General features: G+C 42.5%; 20 protein-coding genes. 10 read left to right on the top strand and 10 right to left on the bottom strand.

The window, feature by feature from the left end; all coding sequences use genetic code 11:
• Nucleotides 1-26 precede the first annotated feature (26 nt).
• The 4 genes from pdhR to xerD form a co-directional block, all read right to left on the bottom strand.
• Nucleotides 27-794 carry a pyruvate dehydrogenase complex transcriptional repressor PdhR gene (gene pdhR, locus DPF90_RS03980; RefSeq protein WP_114784925.1) on the bottom strand — a complete coding sequence of 256 codons (768 nt, stop codon included), beginning with the start codon at nucleotides 792-794 and terminating at the stop codon, nucleotides 27-29.
• A gap of 405 nt (nucleotides 795-1199) precedes the next feature.
• Nucleotides 1200-2936: a single-stranded-DNA-specific exonuclease RecJ gene (gene recJ / locus DPF90_RS03975; protein WP_114784923.1), complete on the bottom strand. Its 1737-nt coding sequence runs from the start codon at nucleotides 2934-2936 to the stop codon at nucleotides 1200-1202.
• Between the two features lie 117 nt (nucleotides 2937-3053).
• Nucleotides 3054-3806, bottom strand: coding sequence for a thioredoxin fold domain-containing protein (locus DPF90_RS03970; RefSeq protein ID WP_114784921.1), 753 nt, complete (start codon nucleotides 3804-3806; stop codon nucleotides 3054-3056).
• A gap of 38 nt (nucleotides 3807-3844) precedes the next feature.
• The gene (gene xerD, locus DPF90_RS03965) at nucleotides 3845-4741 is read right to left on the bottom strand and encodes a site-specific tyrosine recombinase XerD (RefSeq protein WP_420855715.1); all 897 of its coding nucleotides are present in this window, start codon (nucleotides 4739-4741) and stop codon (nucleotides 3845-3847) included.
• A gap of 163 nt (nucleotides 4742-4904) precedes the next feature.
• Between xerD and fldB the strand changes: the two genes are divergently transcribed.
• Nucleotides 4905-5426, top strand: a complete 522-nt coding sequence (gene fldB / locus DPF90_RS03960) for a flavodoxin FldB (protein WP_114784917.1) — start codon at nucleotides 4905-4907, stop codon at nucleotides 5424-5426.
• Nucleotides 5427-5510: 84 nt separating this feature from the next.
• On the opposite strand, the gene ampD is transcribed toward fldB, so the two are convergent.
• Nucleotides 5511-6056, bottom strand: coding sequence for a 1,6-anhydro-N-acetylmuramyl-L-alanine amidase AmpD (gene ampD / locus DPF90_RS03955; RefSeq protein ID WP_114784914.1), 546 nt, complete (start codon nucleotides 6054-6056; stop codon nucleotides 5511-5513).
• A 133-nt stretch (nucleotides 6057-6189) separates the two neighbouring features.
• Between ampD and nadC the strand changes: the two genes are divergently transcribed.
• From nadC to yacG, 8 genes are all read left to right on the top strand, one after another.
• Complete coding sequence (gene nadC, locus DPF90_RS03950) at nucleotides 6190-7077, top strand: carboxylating nicotinate-nucleotide diphosphorylase (protein WP_114784912.1); 888 nt, start codon at nucleotides 6190-6192, stop codon at nucleotides 7075-7077.
• 205 nt (nucleotides 7078-7282) lie between these two features.
• The gene (locus DPF90_RS03945) at nucleotides 7283-7723 is read left to right on the top strand and encodes a pilin (RefSeq protein WP_114784910.1); all 441 of its coding nucleotides are present in this window, start codon (nucleotides 7283-7285) and stop codon (nucleotides 7721-7723) included.
• A 2-nt stretch (nucleotides 7724-7725) separates the two neighbouring features.
• Nucleotides 7726-9045: a GspE/PulE family protein gene (locus DPF90_RS03940; RefSeq protein WP_240314465.1), complete on the top strand. Its 1320-nt coding sequence runs from the start codon at nucleotides 7726-7728 to the stop codon at nucleotides 9043-9045.
• Nucleotides 9046-9058: 13 nt separating this feature from the next.
• Nucleotides 9059-10276 carry a type II secretion system F family protein gene (locus DPF90_RS03935; RefSeq protein ID WP_114784906.1) on the top strand — a complete coding sequence of 406 codons (1218 nt, stop codon included), beginning with the start codon at nucleotides 9059-9061 and terminating at the stop codon, nucleotides 10274-10276.
• A 48-nt stretch (nucleotides 10277-10324) separates the two neighbouring features.
• The gene (locus tag DPF90_RS03930; RefSeq protein WP_114784904.1) at nucleotides 10325-11194 is read left to right on the top strand and encodes a prepilin peptidase; all 870 of its coding nucleotides are present in this window, start codon (nucleotides 10325-10327) and stop codon (nucleotides 11192-11194) included.
• 1 nt (nucleotide 11195) lies between these two features.
• Nucleotides 11196-11810 carry a dephospho-CoA kinase gene (coaE, locus tag DPF90_RS03925; RefSeq protein WP_114784902.1) on the top strand — a complete coding sequence of 205 codons (615 nt, stop codon included), beginning with the start codon at nucleotides 11196-11198 and terminating at the stop codon, nucleotides 11808-11810.
• Between the two features lie 27 nt (nucleotides 11811-11837).
• A complete protein-coding gene (gene zapD / locus DPF90_RS03920) occupies nucleotides 11838-12578 on the top strand; it encodes a cell division protein ZapD (protein WP_114784900.1) in 741 nt (246 codons plus the stop codon).
• Nucleotides 12579-12605: 27 nt separating this feature from the next.
• Nucleotides 12606-12800, top strand: coding sequence for a DNA gyrase inhibitor YacG (gene yacG / locus DPF90_RS03915; RefSeq protein ID WP_114784898.1), 195 nt, complete (start codon nucleotides 12606-12608; stop codon nucleotides 12798-12800).
• An 84-nt stretch (nucleotides 12801-12884) separates the two neighbouring features.
• Here the strand turns inward: yacG and rplS are convergent, their stop codons facing one another.
• From rplS to ffh, 5 genes are all read right to left on the bottom strand, one after another.
• Complete coding sequence (gene rplS, locus DPF90_RS03910) at nucleotides 12885-13238, bottom strand: 50S ribosomal protein L19 (protein WP_009602110.1); 354 nt, start codon at nucleotides 13236-13238, stop codon at nucleotides 12885-12887.
• A gap of 41 nt (nucleotides 13239-13279) precedes the next feature.
• Entirely contained in the window at nucleotides 13280-14023 is a 744-nt protein-coding gene (gene trmD / locus DPF90_RS03905) for a tRNA (guanosine(37)-N1)-methyltransferase TrmD (protein ID WP_114784896.1), read from the bottom strand.
• Nucleotides 14024-14068: 45 nt separating this feature from the next.
• Nucleotides 14069-14617 carry a ribosome maturation factor RimM gene (gene rimM / locus DPF90_RS03900; protein ID WP_114784894.1) on the bottom strand — a complete coding sequence of 183 codons (549 nt, stop codon included), beginning with the start codon at nucleotides 14615-14617 and terminating at the stop codon, nucleotides 14069-14071.
• A gap of 29 nt (nucleotides 14618-14646) precedes the next feature.
• Nucleotides 14647-14895, bottom strand: coding sequence for a 30S ribosomal protein S16 (gene rpsP / locus DPF90_RS03895; RefSeq protein WP_005438039.1), 249 nt, complete (start codon nucleotides 14893-14895; stop codon nucleotides 14647-14649).
• A 225-nt stretch (nucleotides 14896-15120) separates the two neighbouring features.
• Nucleotides 15121-16500 carry a signal recognition particle protein gene (gene ffh / locus DPF90_RS03890; RefSeq protein WP_114784892.1) on the bottom strand — a complete coding sequence of 460 codons (1380 nt, stop codon included), beginning with the start codon at nucleotides 16498-16500 and terminating at the stop codon, nucleotides 15121-15123.
• Between the two features lie 207 nt (nucleotides 16501-16707).
• On the opposite strand from ffh, the gene DPF90_RS03885 reads away from it, so the two are divergent.
• Nucleotides 16708-17502 (top strand): cytochrome C assembly family protein, encoded by a 795-nt coding sequence (locus DPF90_RS03885; protein WP_114784890.1) that lies wholly within the window; start codon nucleotides 16708-16710, stop codon nucleotides 17500-17502.
• The last annotated feature ends 91 nt before the right edge of the window (nucleotides 17503-17593 follow it).

Below are 17593 nucleotides of genomic sequence, written 5' to 3'. Positions count from 1 at the left end.
GGATCTACTTATTATAAGTAACGATGTTATGAATCGTTACCCTGCTGAATTCGACGTAAAGAACGCTCTCGACGAGACTCTTCACGACTCAAATCCAACAATGTTTCTTCAATATAAGCTAAATGTGAATGTGACATTTCACGTGCTTTCTCAGGCTGACCTGAAACAATCGCATCTACAATATTAGCTCGGTGTTTACTTACTTTTTCAACCACATCATCGCGGCGATGTAAGAGTTTGAGGTTTTGCAGGACATTTTGCTCTAATAGCGGTGCCAAACTGCGTACAATGTGCAATAAAACCACATTGTGAGCTGCTTCAGTTAAAGCGATGAGAAACTGCATAACCGCCGTTGCTTCCGCCTCAACATTCTTCTTGGTTTGTTCTTCGCTAATATGTTTCAAGCAAGCTTGAATACGCGTAAAGTCCTGTTCGGTTCCACGAACTGCTGCAAAGTAAGCGGAGATACCTTCCATCGCATGACGCGTTTCAAGCAAATCCAACTGTGTTTCCGAGTGGCTAGACAATAAATTTAGCAGAGGATCGGAAAAACTCGTCCAAATTTTCTCGCTAACAAAAGTCCCACCACCTTGGCGACGTGTAAGAAGACGTTTGGCTTCTAGACGCTGAATGGCTTCTCGGATTGAGGGGCGAGAAACATCAAACTGCTTTGCTAGTTCTCTCTCCGGGGGCAACTGCTGCCCTGGAGATAAGGTTCCTTCCACAATCAGCCTCTCTAACTCTTGTTCAATAACATCGGAAAGTTTCGGCTGACGAATCCTTTGATAAGCCATATTTTTTGTTCTTCTACTCTTTGCAGTCAATTGGTATTACCAATTTCATATTGGCGACGAAATTAACATAATTAAAACGCAAGTTCCAGTCATAAATTGACCCATATCATTGAAGTGGATAACCATCAACACTTTGATAACAATAGCTGATTAAAACAGCAACTCAATTGGTCAGACCAATTACAATAAATATACATGCGTATCTTGAATGACGCTGCAACTCAATTTTAGAACAAGATACCAAAGCTAAGTTTCAATAAATCAGCAGGGGTTATTTATCAAAATCGACAACTCAGTGTGAAGAAATGGAAAGGTAAGCTACTGAACTGACTTGACTAAAACCAGTTCAGTTATGATTAGGAAGGTCTAATTCAGCCAGTCATAATGGAGGTATAGATGTAACCTTTACTTTGCTTCAAGATGGTCAATCATTAATTGCAATGACTGGTTACCCCGAAATTCATTGATATCAAGTTTAAATGCTAAACGAACCGTTTTAACGGATGCATCTGGCCAGCGGCGTAAGTCAACATTAAAAGCAATCCCATCCAACATAATATTGGTTGGATGACCTTTATGCAGCGGCTCCAACATAAGCTTTAGATGCTTTTCTCCCACCAGCTTTTGATGGAGCAGTTTAAATTCTCCATCAAACACTGGCTCTGGGAAAGCTTGTCCCCAAGGTCCAGCAGAGCGAAGTAATTCAGCGGTATGCATTGAAAACTCTTCTGGTTTAAGTTCTCCATCAGAGAGAATAACGCCCTTTAACGCTGCTTCATCAAGCTCTGTTTTTACTCCTGCATCAAACAATTGCGAAAAACGCTCAAAATCCTGTTCTAAAATGGTTAAGCCAGCCGCCATCGCATGACCGCCAAATTTAATGATCAAACCGGGATTCTGTGTATCTATACGATCGAGTGCATCACGCATATGCAAACCGGGAATGGAACGACATGAACCTTTCAACGTACCTTCACCGCCATCGGCAAAAGCAATCACTGGACGATGAAACTTTTCTTTGATTCGAGATGCCAAAATACCAATCACACCTTGATGCCAGTCGCGTTGAAATAATACTAATCCATAGGGCATAGCATCATCACTAAACTGTAAACGCTCGCAAAATGCCATCGCCTCCTGCTTCATCCCTTCTTCAATTTCTTTGCGGGTTTGATTGAGGCCATCTAATTCACTCGCCATTCGGCGCGCTGCATGTATGTTATCGGTGAGCAAAAGTTCAACACCAAATGACATGTCATCCAAACGTCCTGCTGCATTAATTCTCGGACCGAGTGCAAAACCAAAGTCGGCCGCCACCAACCTTCTTGCATCGCGCTTTGCTACTTCTATTAACGCCTGAATTCCTGGTCTAGCCTTACCCGCCCGTATACGTAGCAATCCCTGATGAACTAAAATTCGATTGTTCTCATCCAAAGGGACCACATCAGCCACGGTACCAAGCGCAACCAGATCAAGTAACTCCATTAATTTTGGTTCTGGCATGCCTTGTTGGGAAAACCAGCCTAGTTTGCGCATGTGGACACACAAAGCCATCATCAGATAAAACGCAACCCCTACTCCAGCCAAAGCTTTTGATGGAAAAGCGCAAGATTCAAGATTCGGATTAACCATGGCATCAGCGATAGGAAGTTCGTTTCCAGGCAAGTGATGATCGGTCACCAGCACAGTCAAGCCTTGTGACTTGGCATACCGCACGCCTTCGATAGAGGACACACCATTATCAACCGTCATGATAACTTCAGCGCTGATTTCAATCGCCTGGTCGACCACCTCAGGACTGAGGCCATAGCCATCTTCAAAACGATTGGGCACTAAATAATCTACATTGGTTGAACCAAGCATTCGAAGCGCAAGCACAGACAAAGCCGAACTAGTTGCCCCATCGGCATCAAAGTCGCCGACCACAATAATACGTTTGTTGTCTAAGATTGCTTGATACAAGATAGCTACCGCTGCCTCAATACCATCTAACTTTTGATAGGAATGCAGAGCGCGAGCAGCAGTATCTAGTTGCTGTGGACAAGTGATACCACGCGAAATATAGATGCGTTTAAGAAGAGGCGCAATATCAGCCTCAAGCATAGTAAGATCCATTTCTGGACGACGTTGTATTTCTATCATAAATGTTTCATTGAGCAGATATTTTATGGCGAGGCAAAGAGAAGTCAGAAAATAACCACCTCAATCAATGTATCCATCATGAGGTGATTCACTACTTTTTAGTAAGACAACAATAGATTATGACTTTTCAGTCTGTTGCAAACGTTTTAGCATTTGATCAGGCGGAAGGTAACCACCAACCATTTCTCCACCAGGTAAGAAGATCGCTGGTGTTCCACTGATACCTAGTTCTCGACCCAAAGCATAATGCTTCTTTATAATCTCTTGATATTTGGCAAAGTCTTTACTCTTTTCAGGGAATTCACGCTTCACCTTTCCGTCATGCATTGCCTCTTGAGGATTCTTCGCTCCCCAAATACTCGCCATTTGGTCGGCAACTGAGCCTGTTCCACCTTGGCGTGGATACGCCATATAGCGAATCGTGATACCCAATTTGTTATAATCTTTCATCTGATTATGTAACCGCACGCAGTAACCACAGGTAATGTCGGTGAATACAGTGACAACATATTTTTCATCCTTAGCTTTGAACTCAATCATGCTATCTTGGAATTTGTTGATCTTGGCAGCATTAATAGGAGCCTGACGCTTTGCGAGTACATCTTCATATTGGCCATCTTTGTCTAACTTGTACAAAGTACCGGCTAAAAAATACTCACCATCTGGCGAGGCAAAAAGAACTCCACCGCTGGTCTGTACCTCAACCAAACCTTTGATATCGGCGGGCACTACCTTATTGATTTCTAGCCCTAATTTAGAGAATCGCTTTTCAAGCTGGGCTTTATCTATTTTAGTCTCTGCCGCAGTCACTGCCTGAGCAGCGACTAATAATGGAAGGGTAAGCAGAGTCATTCGGCGTAATACGCTCATTGAATTCACCTTATAATTTACTGCAAAAGGGAGTTCCCTCATGCTCTTGGATGATGCTCACTGTGTAACTGTTTTAGTCGCTCGGTTGCCACGTGAGTATAAATTTGTGTCGTCGAAAGATCGCTATGTCCTAATAACATTTGTACAACCCTAAGATCTGCGCCGTAATTAAGCAAATGAGTCGCAAATGCATGACGCAGTACATGCGGTGACAACAACTCGGTATCAATTCCGGCCATAATGGCATAATGCTTGATACGATGCCAAAATGTTTGGCGTGTCATTTGACGCGCTCTTTTACTGGGAAACACCACATCAGACGTTGTTTCTCCTAGCAACTCAGACCGCCCATGTTGCATAAAAGTTTCAATCCATTCAACCGCATTTTCTCCCATCGGGACCAACCGCTCTTTTCCACCTTTACCCGTAACACGCACAACACCCTGTCTCAGGCTAATATTTTCCATGGTAAGGCTCACCAGCTCTGTCACTCGAAGGCCAGTTGCATACAACAACTCAAGCATGGCTTTATCTCTTAATTCCATCGCATTATTAGGATCAGGAGCGTTCAATAACGCTTCAACTTGTTCTTCACTCAAGTCCTTGGGTAAACGCTTGGGTAGTTTAGGGCTGACAAGAAGCGCACTAGGATCATCACTGCGCACTTTTTCACGATGAAGATACTGAAATAAACGCCGAATCGCGGACAACATTCTTGCGCGAGACGTCTGTTTATACCCCTGTTCCATTAACCAACTCTGGTACTCGTGGAGCCCTGACAAGCTAATAAAATCAAGCCGGTAGTTATTATCTAACATCCATTTCACTAGCTTAGACAAATCGTTACGATAAGAGGCCAAAGTATTTTCAGACAGTCCTCTTTCCATCCACATCGCATCAAGAAACTGTTCGATTATACCCTGTTCAAAAGAAATATTGTCTGACACATTAATCCTTATTGATGAGATATGTGCTCAATGTAAGTGGCGTGAGATAATAAAGCCATAAAAATTACTTTTTCTTCGGCATATTCGCTGCAAAGCTCGCCATTTTATGGTTAGAATTCGCTATTAGTCGTAATAAGTGAAAAAGAAAGTAATGAAGATTGGTCTGTTTTACGGTTCAACTACCTGCTATACAGAAATGGCCGCAGAAAAAATGCGAGCTATTTTAGGTGAGGACTTAGTCGATATTTTCAATGTCAAACAAACTCCTCTTACTGAAATGGCAAACTATGATTTGCTCATTCTTGGTATATCGACATGGGATTTTGGAGAAATTCAAGAAGATTGGGATGAAGTTTGGAATGATATTGCTAGCTTATCGCTTAGTGGCAAAACCGTTGCCTTATTCGGCTTAGGTGATCAAGAAGGATACGGTGAGTGGTATCTAGATGCGATGGGTATGCTTCACGAACAATTGGAAAAAGTAGGCGCTAATTTTATTGGTTACTGGCCAAATGATGAAAGTTACCAATTCGACGCATCTAAGGCACTTACCGCAGATCAAAAGCAATTTGTTGGCCTAGCCTTGGATGAAGATTCACAATATGAACTTAGTGATGAACGCATTGCCACATGGATTGAGCAAGTTTTGGTAGAGTATCAACAAACTCTCTGACGGCATCATAAAGCTTGTATAAAGACGTCAACCTCTCTTGAAATGAGGGGTTATCTCATGTCTCTTTCATTCCTTGAACTAGAGCTAGCTCTTCAATTCATTACGATAACGCTGCCAATCAAAAACCAAACCCGGATCCGTTTTACGCATTGGCGCGATATATTGATGCCCTGTAATTCTCGGCAAAATAATTTTGGGGAAGCGAGCTAGTATGCTGTTAGTTAAAATGCTCAATGCCTGATATTGTTGATCGGTATAAGAAACAAAATCGCTGCCTTCAAGCTCAATACCAATCGAATAATCATTGCACTTGTCTCGTCCAGCAAAACTTGAAATACCAGCATGCCAAGCCCTAGCGGTAAATGGAACAAATTGGACAACTTCACCGTCTCGCCTAATCAGACAATGAGCCGAAACCCTACTTTGGTATATGGCAGCAAAAAAAGGATGCGCTGTGGGCTGCAGTTGACCTGTGAACAGCTGTTCTATATATGGCCCACCAAACTGACCCGGTGGCAAACTAATATTGTGGATCACCAGCAAGGAGATATCTTCAGCATCCGGCCTAGAATCAGAAAACGGAGAGGGAACATGCCTCGCTCCTTTATACCAACCATTGCCATCTATCATCTCTATCACCTAGTTTATTTTTAAGTTGTTGATTTTATATTGTCGAACACTAAATACCAGAATAATGGCTGAATTTCCCTGCTAGTCATCGTATTATGCATCCACTCATGTAAAACTGCCTATTAAATTTGTGATGAAAAACACCCACAACAGCAACGAACGCCTCGAGTATTTGAAACAACAGCTACCAAAAGAAATTTCTCGCTCAGTGACTGAAGCAATCAAAGAAGATTTAGGTGGCACACTTAACCCAGCCGCAGATATTACCGCAAGTTTAATTCCGGTAGATGCGCATAATGAAGCAAGTATCATTACTCGGGAACATGGAATATTTTGCGGTAGTGAATGGGCCAATGAAGTGTTCAAACAGTTGGGCGGCGACGTAAACATTGAATGGCATGTTAAAGACGGCGATAGAGTCGAGCCAAACCAAGTCCTTTGCGACCTCTCTGGCCCATCACGAGCTCTTCTTACTGGTGAACGCAATGCCATGAACTTTATACAAACGCTGTCAGGCTGCGCAACCACAACCGCTCAGTACACCAAGCAATTAGAAGGCACCAACTGCCGTCTTCTCGATACTAGAAAAACCATTCCAGGTTTGCGAAGCGCTCTGAAATATGCGGTTGCATGTGGAGGGGGCTTTAACCACCGTATTGGTGTATTCGATGCCTATCTGATCAAAGAAAACCATATTATTGCCAATGGTGGCATTACTCAGACCATACTCACTGCAAAACAGCTTCACCCAGGAAAACCTATTGAAGTTGAAACAGAAAACCTAAAAGAGCTAACCGAAGCGATTGAAGCTGGTGCTGATATTATTATGTTGGACAACTTTACCACAGACATGATGCGTGAAGCGGTCAAAATTAACGCAGGTCGCGCAGCACTGGAAAACTCAGGTAACGTGACGCTTGAGACGTTACGAGAATATGCAGAAACAGGCGTAGATTATATTTCAGTGGGCGCTCTCACCAAGCATATCAAAGCACTTGACCTATCAATGCGCTTTAAATAACAATCAGCAAGAGAGATGACCAATCTCTCTTGCTCCTTACCTTGATAGAAAGCCTCAACTAACACCATTTTCTTGCCTTGTGTAACATGCATGTAACTAACAAACTAATTCCGCCAATAAACTTCAATTATCTACTTTATTATCAAGGATAAAATAGACTTACTTTCATATAGTGAATGTCATTTCCTCTTCAAGTAAATGATTAATGATGGCACCAGAAAGGAAGCAATCACTAGGTTTTACTCTCATAGAATTGATGATAGTTGTCGCTATCATAGGAATTTTGTCATCATTCGCTATTCCAAGTTACCAAAACTACACCAAGCGTGCTCACGCTAGTGAAATTTTATCAACCATGTCAGCGATGAAAATGGCCGTCGGTATTTGCATCTCAACCACTGATTCGCCTGCTAGCTGTATTTCAGGGCAAAACGGAATACCCTCTCAACAGATCTTTAATGGCTATTCTATAGAAGCTCTATCGGATAATAGCGATACAATAATCAAGGCCGTCACCATAGGTTCAAAAGGCTCTCTACCCTCAGATTCGGTCCTCTCTCTGACAAGCCAAGAATCCAGCAATGGTTTGGTTTGGAGCCTTAATTGCGCAGGAACTGACAGTGAATATTGGTGCCCCGGGAGCTAATGATGAGCCGACTTCCAAGATTACTTTTTAATGCCAATGTTATTAACGAACAACCAGCCAGTGCATTGTATGCAACAGAAAAGACTTACCTCTCCTCCAACAACCAAGAGATGGATTTTCACGAACTCGATAATTTAATTATCAATCAGGTAACAGTAAAGGATGAGGCGCAGCGAGATGAATCGCATACTAGTCGCTACATTCATCAGGTCATCTCTAAAGCCGTTCGCCAAAAAGCATCTGATATTCACTTTGAACCTTATAAACAATCGTTTAGAATCCGGTTTCGCTGCGACGGGATATTAGTTGAGGTCCACCAATCACCGCATCAAATTTGCAAAAGGCTTGTCGCAAGAGTCAAAATTTTATCGCAACTGGATATTTCTGAATGTCGTTTACCTCAAGATGGTCGTCTTACTCATAGATTAACCAAATCAAATGATGTACACATTCGTGTTTCAACTCTACCCACCATGTGGGGCGAAAAGTTAGTATTAAGAATTTTAGACAACCAAGTCACTAGCTTAGATCTTGAAGTTCTGGGCTATAGCACTGCACAACGCCAAATTTATGAGCAAGCATTAAAGAAACCTCAAGGTCTTATTCTGATTACTGGACCAACAGGGAGTGGTAAAACCTTATCTTTATACAGCGGTTTATCTACACTCGATAGTGAACGTCTCAATATCTCAGCTGCTGAAGATCCAATTGAAATAAGCATCTCAGGTATCAATCAAGTTCAGATCCAGCCTCAAATTGGTTTTGGCTTCGCTGAAGCTTTACGAGCTTTTCTTCGTCAGGATCCAGATGTCATCATGCTAGGTGAAATACGAGATAAAGAAACAGCAGATATAGCAACTAAAGCCGCTCAAACTGGCCATCTGGTTCTAGCGACATTGCACACAAACTCAAGCACTGAAGCAATCACTCGCCTTAAAAATATTGGCATAGAACCACATAACATCGCAGCTTCGCTTTGCCTAGTGATTGCCCAAAGATTACTCCGTCGTCTGTGCCCTTTGTGTAAGATTCCTGCACCAATACCCGAATGTTTATCGAAAGACGATTACTCCGTGCTTTATCAAGCCAGCTCCCATGGGTGCGGTGCCTGCAATAATGGATATTTAGGCCGGATCGGTATCTATGAAATGTTTAGTATCACTCCAGAGATAAGCGATTCGATCTTAAAAAAAGACGCCCAACACCAATTGGATAAACTAGCTAAAAAGCAAGGTATAAAAGCGCTCTATCAGTCTGGATTAGAGAGAGTTAACCAAGGAATAACTAGCTATGCCGAACTGCAACGTATACTAGCTCCATGAGGTGTACCCCCGTATGTCAGCTCCCAAGTTAAGCCGTTACTATTGGTGTGGTTTTGGTTCAAATGATCAAAAACAGCAAGGAACAATACTCGCGCTTAGTCGCTCTCAAGTCCTAGCTTATCTTGATGATCAAGGTATTGATGTAAGCTTTATTTTAAAACGCAGACTACCTGCTTACCGTCAAATGCGAGAGAGGGTCAACGCAAAAGAAGTTACACTGCTAACACGACAATGGGCCAGTATGATCGACGCCGGACTACCAATCACAACTTCACTCAAAATTGTTGCAAACAATCTTTCCAAGGCAGGAATTAGATCCATCATATGGCTAATACGTCAAAAGCTCGAATCAGGATTATCCGTAACCCAAACACTGAAAGAGTCCTCCACTCATTTTGATTCCTTATATCTCGCAATTATTCATGCGGGTGAGAGTTCTGGACAACTAGCAGAATCTTTACGACGCATAGCAACTCATAGAGAAAAGATAGAATATATTCGCTCAAAAGCTGTAGGGGCAAGTATATATCCCTGTTTGGTTTTTGGGACAGCGTGGCTTGTCACTATCCTAATGCTCACTCAAGTTATTCCTGAACTTGAACGCATGTTTGAAAGCTATAACGCTCCCTTGCCATGGTTTACTCAACAAGTCATTAGCCTTTCACAAATTACGATAAATTACGGACTTCACACTGCTCTTGGTTTTATACTTCTCATAGTATCGATACGACTTGGATACAGATACTCAATCCCCTGGAAAAAAAAGCTAGACAGAATGAAGCTCCAAGTACCTGTGCTTGGTAAATTGTATCGTTTGGCTTGTCTTAGCCAATTTATTAGAACACTAGCAACCTGTTTTGATTCCGGTATTCCAATTACTCCGAGTTTGCACGCAGCGGCCCAGACATTTGACAATACGTTTTATCAAACAGCAATGTATACGGTTATCCAAGAAGTGGATTCTGGCGTCCCAATACACCAAGCAATGCGCAGCAGTGGCGCCTTTGACGAATTTATAATGCAAATGGTTATGCTAGGTGAAGAATCTGGGCGCCTTGCTGAGATGTTAAATCGTGTCGCAGATGACTATGAAAATGAGATTGAAAAAATTATCGACTATCTGAGTCGGGCAATTGAACCTATTGTGATTGTGGTACTAGGTACAATTGTCGCAAGTTTGGTGACCGCTATGTACTTGCCCATCTTTAACTTAGTTAACGTAATGAGCTAATATAGTCTCCTTGAATCACCTCTACTTCCTAAATCGGCTGAGTTACATATGGATCTGTTTTTTTATCACCCTTGGTTATTCCCAACCTTAGCCACTTTATTTGGCCTAATCATAGGAAGCTTTATTAATGTTGTCATTCATCGTTTACCGAAGATCATGGAACATGAATGGCGGAAAGAGTGCGCAGATTGCTTTCCCGAATACAAAATAAAGCCGCCTTCAGGTGAGTTTAACCTGAGCACCCCGAATTCCCATTGCCCTAAATGCCATACGCCGATTCGTGTTCGTGACAACATTCCGCTAGTAAGTTGGCTAGTGTTGAGAGGGAAATGCCATTATTGCCAAGCCAAGATAAGCGCTCGTTATCCCTTTGTTGAACTGCTGTCTGCACTGCTCAGCTTGACCATAGCGTATCAGTTCGAGTTCAGTTATTTCGCCATTGCTTTACTCTTTTTTACCTTTGTCCTCATCGCTGCAACATTCATTGATTTGGATACTATGCTATTGCCAGATCAACTGACTCTGCCTTTGGCCTGGTCGGGCATCACTTTATCTCTCCTCGAGATAAGCCCTGTATCATTGCAAGATTCAGTGATTGGAGCCATCACAGGTTACTTATGCCTATGGTCTGTATACTGGGCTTTCAAACTTATCACAGGCAAAGAAGGCATGGGCTATGGTGATTTCAAGCTACTATCCGCTTTAGGAGCTTGGCTTGGTTGGCAATACCTACCCATTATTGTTTTACTTTCGTCTCTAGTTGGGCTCATATTTGGGCTTATCCAACTAGGTTTTAAAAAGCAAGGCATAGACAAAGCGTTCCCTTTCGGGCCCTACCTCGCCATAGCAGGTTGGGTAAGTGCTATCTGGGGAGAAAGTATTATAAACTGGTACTTCACTACAATTATTGGAGTCTAAGATGCCCTTTGTTGTCGGGCTTACTGGGGGGATCTCAAGTGGGAAAACCACAGTGGCAAACCTATTTAATTCTCACTTTGGCATAGAGATTATTGATGCTGATATTACAGCGAGACAAGTCGTTGAAAAAGATTCCTTAGGATTAAAAGCGATAAAATCTCGTTTTGGTTCTAATATCTTATTGAGTGACGGAACATTAAACCGAGCTAAACTAAGAAATAAGGTCTTCGAATGTGAAGAAGACAAAACATGGCTCAATGCGCTACTTCACCCTATGATTAGGGAAAAAATGCAGTTAGATGTTGCCAAGGCGTCATCACAATATGTGTTGCTCGTGGTACCATTGCTGGTTGAGAACAAGCTGCAAAACTTGACTGACAGAGTTTTGGTAATTGATGTTGATGAACAAACCCAGTTGCTAAGGACAATGGAAAGGGACAAGGTGGGACTTGAACAAGCTCAAGCCATCATTGCAGCTCAGGCAAGTCGCAGTGATAGGCTCAGTGTTGCGGATGATGTAATCAAAAATGATACGATAAACAAGGATCTTTTGCCTGAAATCACAGAATTACATAAAAAGTATCTAGAATTAAGTATGGGAAATCGGTCAGAATAAGGGAAGAATAATCAAAGGCTACATGGAATGACAACGCACTACTTTGAACATCCATTGAATGAGAAAACTCGGATATATCTACGAGTTGAAGCCTTGCTCACTCAACTAAATATGTCATCCCAATTTAGCGATGACATGCAACACCTGCTGTTTTTTCGCTCACTTTTTGACTTACTTGAAATCTTTGAACAAATACAACTGAAAAGTGAGTTAGCTAAAGACATCGAAAAACAGCGTCTTTCCTATCGTTCATGGCTACACGTGGAAGGTGTAGATCAAAAAATGCTCAACAACGTGTTAGCCGAAGTTGATGAGGTCCACAGTAAACTAATGGCAGCAGAGCGTTTTGGTCAAAGCCTTAAAGAAGACCGCTTTCTCAGTACGATTAGGCAAAGATTTAATTTGCCTGGGGGCTCATGCTGCTTCGATTTACCAGCGCTTCACCATTGGCTGCACCTTCCCATCAAACAGAAAATTGAAGACAGCCGTAAATGGATAGAAAACTTGCAACCTCTCACTGATGCGCTCAAGCTTTGGCTGCGTCTGACACGTGAGACCGGACATCTCCAACCGCAAGAAGCTCGTTCTGGTTTTTATCAAAGCGATGCAGAAGATGCCAATATACTCCGCCTTGAAATCCCAATGGAGTATGGGGTGTACCCCATGATTTCAGGTCACAAGAATCGTTTCGCAATCAAATTTATCTTTTTTGCTTCAGGCCAAGCTTCCTGCGATAATATCGAGTTCCAATTAGCTGTGTGTAGCTAAGATAAATCTTTTTCTAGAGAAGTCATTATGACCAAAGTCTTTACGGTTGCTTGCCCAAAGTGCGGCACAGATGTTAAGTGGGGAGCAACCAGCCCTCACCGTCCCTTCTGCAGTAAGCAGTGTCAAATGATAGATTTTGGTGGGTGGGCAGATGAGGAAAATTCCATTCCCGGCGCACCGGACATGTCTGATGCTGACGGTTGGTCAGAAGAGCAGTACTAACCTAGCTCGAACCATTATGTTAAAGAATAAAAAAGCGGAAGCTGGTTTGCCTCCGCTGATACGATGAGAACGCTAGTTAAAGCATTACTTCTTAGCAAGTTTCTCTTTAATACGAGCAGACTTACCAGAGCGCTCACGTAGGTAGTACAACTTGGCACGACGTACTGCACCACGGCGCTTAACTTCAATGCTATCAACCATTGGAGAGTGAGTTTGGAACGTACGCTCTACACCTTCACCGTTCGAGATCTTACGTACAGTGAATGCAGAATGTAGACCACGGTTACGGATACCGATTACAACGCCTTCAAAAGCCTGTAAACGCTCACGTTCACCTTCTTTAACCTTAACTTGAACAACAACTGTGTCACCAGGTGCAAAGTTAGGTAGATCTTTTTTCATTTGCTCTTCTTCAAGAGCCTTGATGATGTTACTCATTTTCAATATTCCTAGAATAAACTGATACTAAATTTAATAGGTTACTGCTTTTGATGTTCTTTTATGAACTCAGCCAGTAATTGTTCCTGTTCGTCAGTCAGAGCTAGGTTTTCCAGGAGCTCTGGTCTTCTTAGCCAAGTGCGGCCCAACGACTGTTTCTGTCGCCAGCGACGAATGTTTTTATGGTTGCCAGATGTCAGTACTTCAGGTACTGGTTGACCATCTAACATCTCTGGTCGCGTGTAATGAGGGCAATCTAACAAACCGTTAGCAAAAGAGTCTTCTTCTGCCGACGCAAAATCTCCTAACACTCCCGGTATAAACCGTGAAACAGAATCAATTAACGTCATGGCTGGTATTTCACCACCCGTCATCACAAAATCTCCAATTGACCATTCTTGATCAACTTCAGCTTGGATGACACGCTCATCTACCCCTTCATAGCGGCCACAAATCAGAAGTAAGTTCTCATTTTTTGCCAGCTCTTCCACTCCTTTTTGGTCAAGTCTACGACCTTGAGGAGATAGGTAGATAACTTTCGTCTTACCTGGTGAGGCGTTTCTAGCAGCATGAATAGCGTCGCGCAAAGGCTGAACCATCATCAACATACCAGGGCCACCACCGTAAGGTCTATCATCGACGGTACGATGTTTGTCGTGAGTGAAATCGCGAGGATTCCATGTCTCAACTGACAAAAGACCTTTTTTAACCGCTTGACCTGTTACCCCATAGTCAGTAACGCTGCGGAACATTTCTGGAAAAAGGCTAATTATGCCAACCCACATGTTTTCACCAATATAAACTTGGTTCAATTGCTCCGTTACTTGGAGTTAGAATCCAGGATCCCAGTCAACTTCGATCCGTTGAGCTTGGCGATCAATAAGTTTGATCACTTGCTCTTCAAGGAACGGAATTAGTCGTTCCTTTTGACCAAAAGCATCTTTTAGATTTGCTTTTACCACCAAAACATCGTTGGAACCCGTTTCAAGCATGTCAGAGACTATACCCAAATCATAACCTTTATCAGTTACTACTTGCATTCCAATCAGATCACGCCAGTAGAATTCATCTTCTGGCAATTCCGGTAATACAGCAGGGTCAATAGCAATTTCAAAGTTAGTCAACAACTGTGCATCTTCACGCACGTTTAGACCCTCAAGTTTTACCACCAAACCTTTGTTATGGCGCTTCCAACTTTCTACTTTTTGCTCAACCCATTCACCCTTTTGGTTTATAAACCATGGTGAGTAATCAAATATACTTTCAGTATTGTCTGTGTAGGAAAAAACCTTAAGCCAGCCACGAATGCCGTAAGAAGCACCAAGCTTACCTACTACAATCTTATCACTGCTCGTTGTTTCTTTACCTTTCATCGACATAAGCTAATTACTTCTTCTTGAATTAAGAATTAAGCCGCTTTTTGAGCGTCTTTTACTAGCTTAGCTACACGGTCAGATAGAGATGCACCTTGACCAACCCAGTGGTTTACGCGATCTAGGTCTAGACGTAGACCTTCTTCTTGACCTTTAGCCGTTGGGTTAAAGAAACCCACTTTCTCAATGAAACGGCCAGTTGCAGCATTGCGGCTGTCCGCTACTACGATTTGATAAAATGGACGCTTCTTCGCGCCGTGACGTGCCAAACGAATGGTTACCATGTCGTCCTCTTTGCTTTCTCAAAAATAAAATTAACCCCAAGGACTGCTCATATGAAACAGTTTGGGGTCTCGTGCCAAAATAAAGCTCCGGAATTTTACTCTTATTCCGCAGTATTGCAAGGTATTTAGCTATTTTTTCACCAATCTAGTGCCACTGTATCATTAGATAAAGCAGTAACCATTTTGTGAGCTATATAACACCTTGAATTTTTAATGGGTTATCGACTATCGACCAAATGGATTGAAGCCAGCTCCGCCCATACCACCCATCATACCTTGCATGTTACGCATCATGCCTTTCATGCCGCCTTTTTGCATTTTCTTCATCATCTTCTGCATTTGAGTAAATTGCTTGAGTAGGCGGTTAACATCTTGAACTTGCGTTCCTGAACCGGCGGCAATGCGTTTTTTACGAGAACCTTTAATAAGTTCAGGGCGTTGACGCTCCTTCATTGTCATCGAGTTGATAATGGCTTCCATCTGTTTGAACATTTTATCATCAACTTTATCTTTTACATCCGTGGGCAACTGAGACATACCAGGCAGTTTGTCTAGCATTCCCATCATGCCACCCATATTCTGCATCTGTCCCAATTGTTCACGGAAGTCTTCAAGATCGAAGCCTTTCTTTTCTTTGAACTTTTTAGCCAGTTTTTCTGCTTTTTCGGTATCAACGTTGCGTTGAAGATCCTCAATCAGAGAAAGTACATCTCCCATGCCAAGAATACGAGAGGCAACACGCTCAGGGTGAAAGGGCTCTAGAGCATCCGTTTTTTCACCAACGCCTAAAAATTTGATGGGTTTACCCGTGATATGGCGTACAGATAAGGCTGCACCACCGCGAGCGTCACCATCCACCTTGGTCAAAACAACCCCTGTTAAAGGCAATGCATCACCAAACGCTTTTGCTGTGTTCGCTGCATCTTGTCCTGTCATTGCATCAACAACAAACAGTGTTTCAACAGGAGTAATTGCCGTATGAAGCTCCTGAATCTCAGCCATCATTTGCTCATCGACAGCTAGGCGGCCTGCTGTATCAACAAGCAGTACGTCATAAAACTTTTTCTTGGCGTGGTCTATCGCAGCATTAGCAATATCTAATGGTTTTTGGTCTGCTGAAGATGGGAAAAAATCAACACCTACATCTGATGCAAGTGTTTCTAACTGCTTGATCGCAGCAGGTCGATATACGTCGGCAGAAACAACAAGAACTTTCTTCTTATCGCGCTCTGTTAATAGTTTAGACAGCTTACCAACAGAGGTCGTTTTACCCGCACCTTGTAAACCGGCCATCAAAATAACGGCTGGCGGTTGAGCTGCTAGGTTGAGCGCCTCGTTAGATTCCCCCATGACAGCTTCAAGTTCGGCTTGAACAATCTTAATAAATTCTTGCCCAGGAGTTAGAGACTTTGAAACCTCAACGCCAACCGCCCCTTCTTTGACCCGTTTTACGAAATCACGCACGACAGGAAGGGCAACATCCGCCTCCAACAAAGCCATACGCACTTCACGCAATGTGTCTTTTATGTTGTCTTCGGTCAAACGACCTTTACCACTGATATTCTTCAGGGTTTTGGATAATCGATCCGTTAAATTATCAAACATCTTAGTCTCTTTATCTGAGCGACCCTAAATGCCACCGCCTGTTAATTGGCGACAAAATTATTGTGAGTATACCTTAGCCAGGCACTGCTTTGCACTGCTATAGTAACTTTTGATCTCTCATAACACGCAAATCAGCTATATAAGTCATAGCCCAAGCTTTTGATGCAAGGTATAATTTATCAAAAATTCACCAAATAACAGAGAAGCATGGACAACATCATCGCCGTTGCTGCTGCAATACTTTATGTTTTAGCAATCGCAACCATAGTTCCGGGCCTAGTACATCAGGTCGGCATTCGAACCAAAACGGTATCAGCCAGTGCATTTTTAGCTCTGGCCTTTCATGCTTGGTTGTTGGGCGATCTTATCATTGAAGGCTCAGGGCAAAATCTCAGCATTCTCAATGTCGCTTCATTGATAAGTTTCATTATTTCTTTGGTATTAAGTTTAGCAATGCTAAAAACGCGTTTATGGTTTCTGCTTCCTGTCGTCTATTGTTTTGCAGCGATTAACCTATCTGCAGCGGCCTTCTTACCCAGTACCTTCATTACTCACTTAGAACAAGACCCAAAACTGCTCATCCATATTTCCTTGGCACTTTTTTCATATTCAACCTTAACTATCGGTGCGCTTTATGCTCTTCAATTAGCATGGCTTGATCACAAACTCAAATCGAAAAAAGCATTGAGTATAAACTCAAATTTACCGCCGCTACTGATGGTCGAAAGGCAATTGTTTAAAATTATCCTGATCGGTAACCTTCTGCTTACAGGGACTCTTTTAACAGGGTTTATTTTTGTTGAGGATATGTTCGCTCAAGGCAAAGCACATAAAGGGGTCCTGTCTTTTATCGCGTGGATCGTATATTCAATTTTACTTTGGGGTCACTACCAAAAAGGTTGGCGAGGTCGTAAGGTAACTTGGTTTGCCGTTGCTGGCGCAACTTTGTTGACCTTAGCCTACTTCGGAAGTCGATTTGTTCGTGAAATCATTCTTAAATAATTGATATTTAAGAGTGCGCACAATACGCCTTTCTTTTACAATGTTTTACTTATAACCTGAGATTGACTTCACGCTTGGCTTAGGTCATAAA

This window comes from Vibrio tetraodonis (assembly GCF_003350295.1).
GTDB lineage: Bacteria > Pseudomonadota > Gammaproteobacteria > Enterobacterales > Vibrionaceae > Vibrio > Vibrio tetraodonis.
This window is presented reverse-complemented; position numbering and strand designations above follow the sequence as displayed.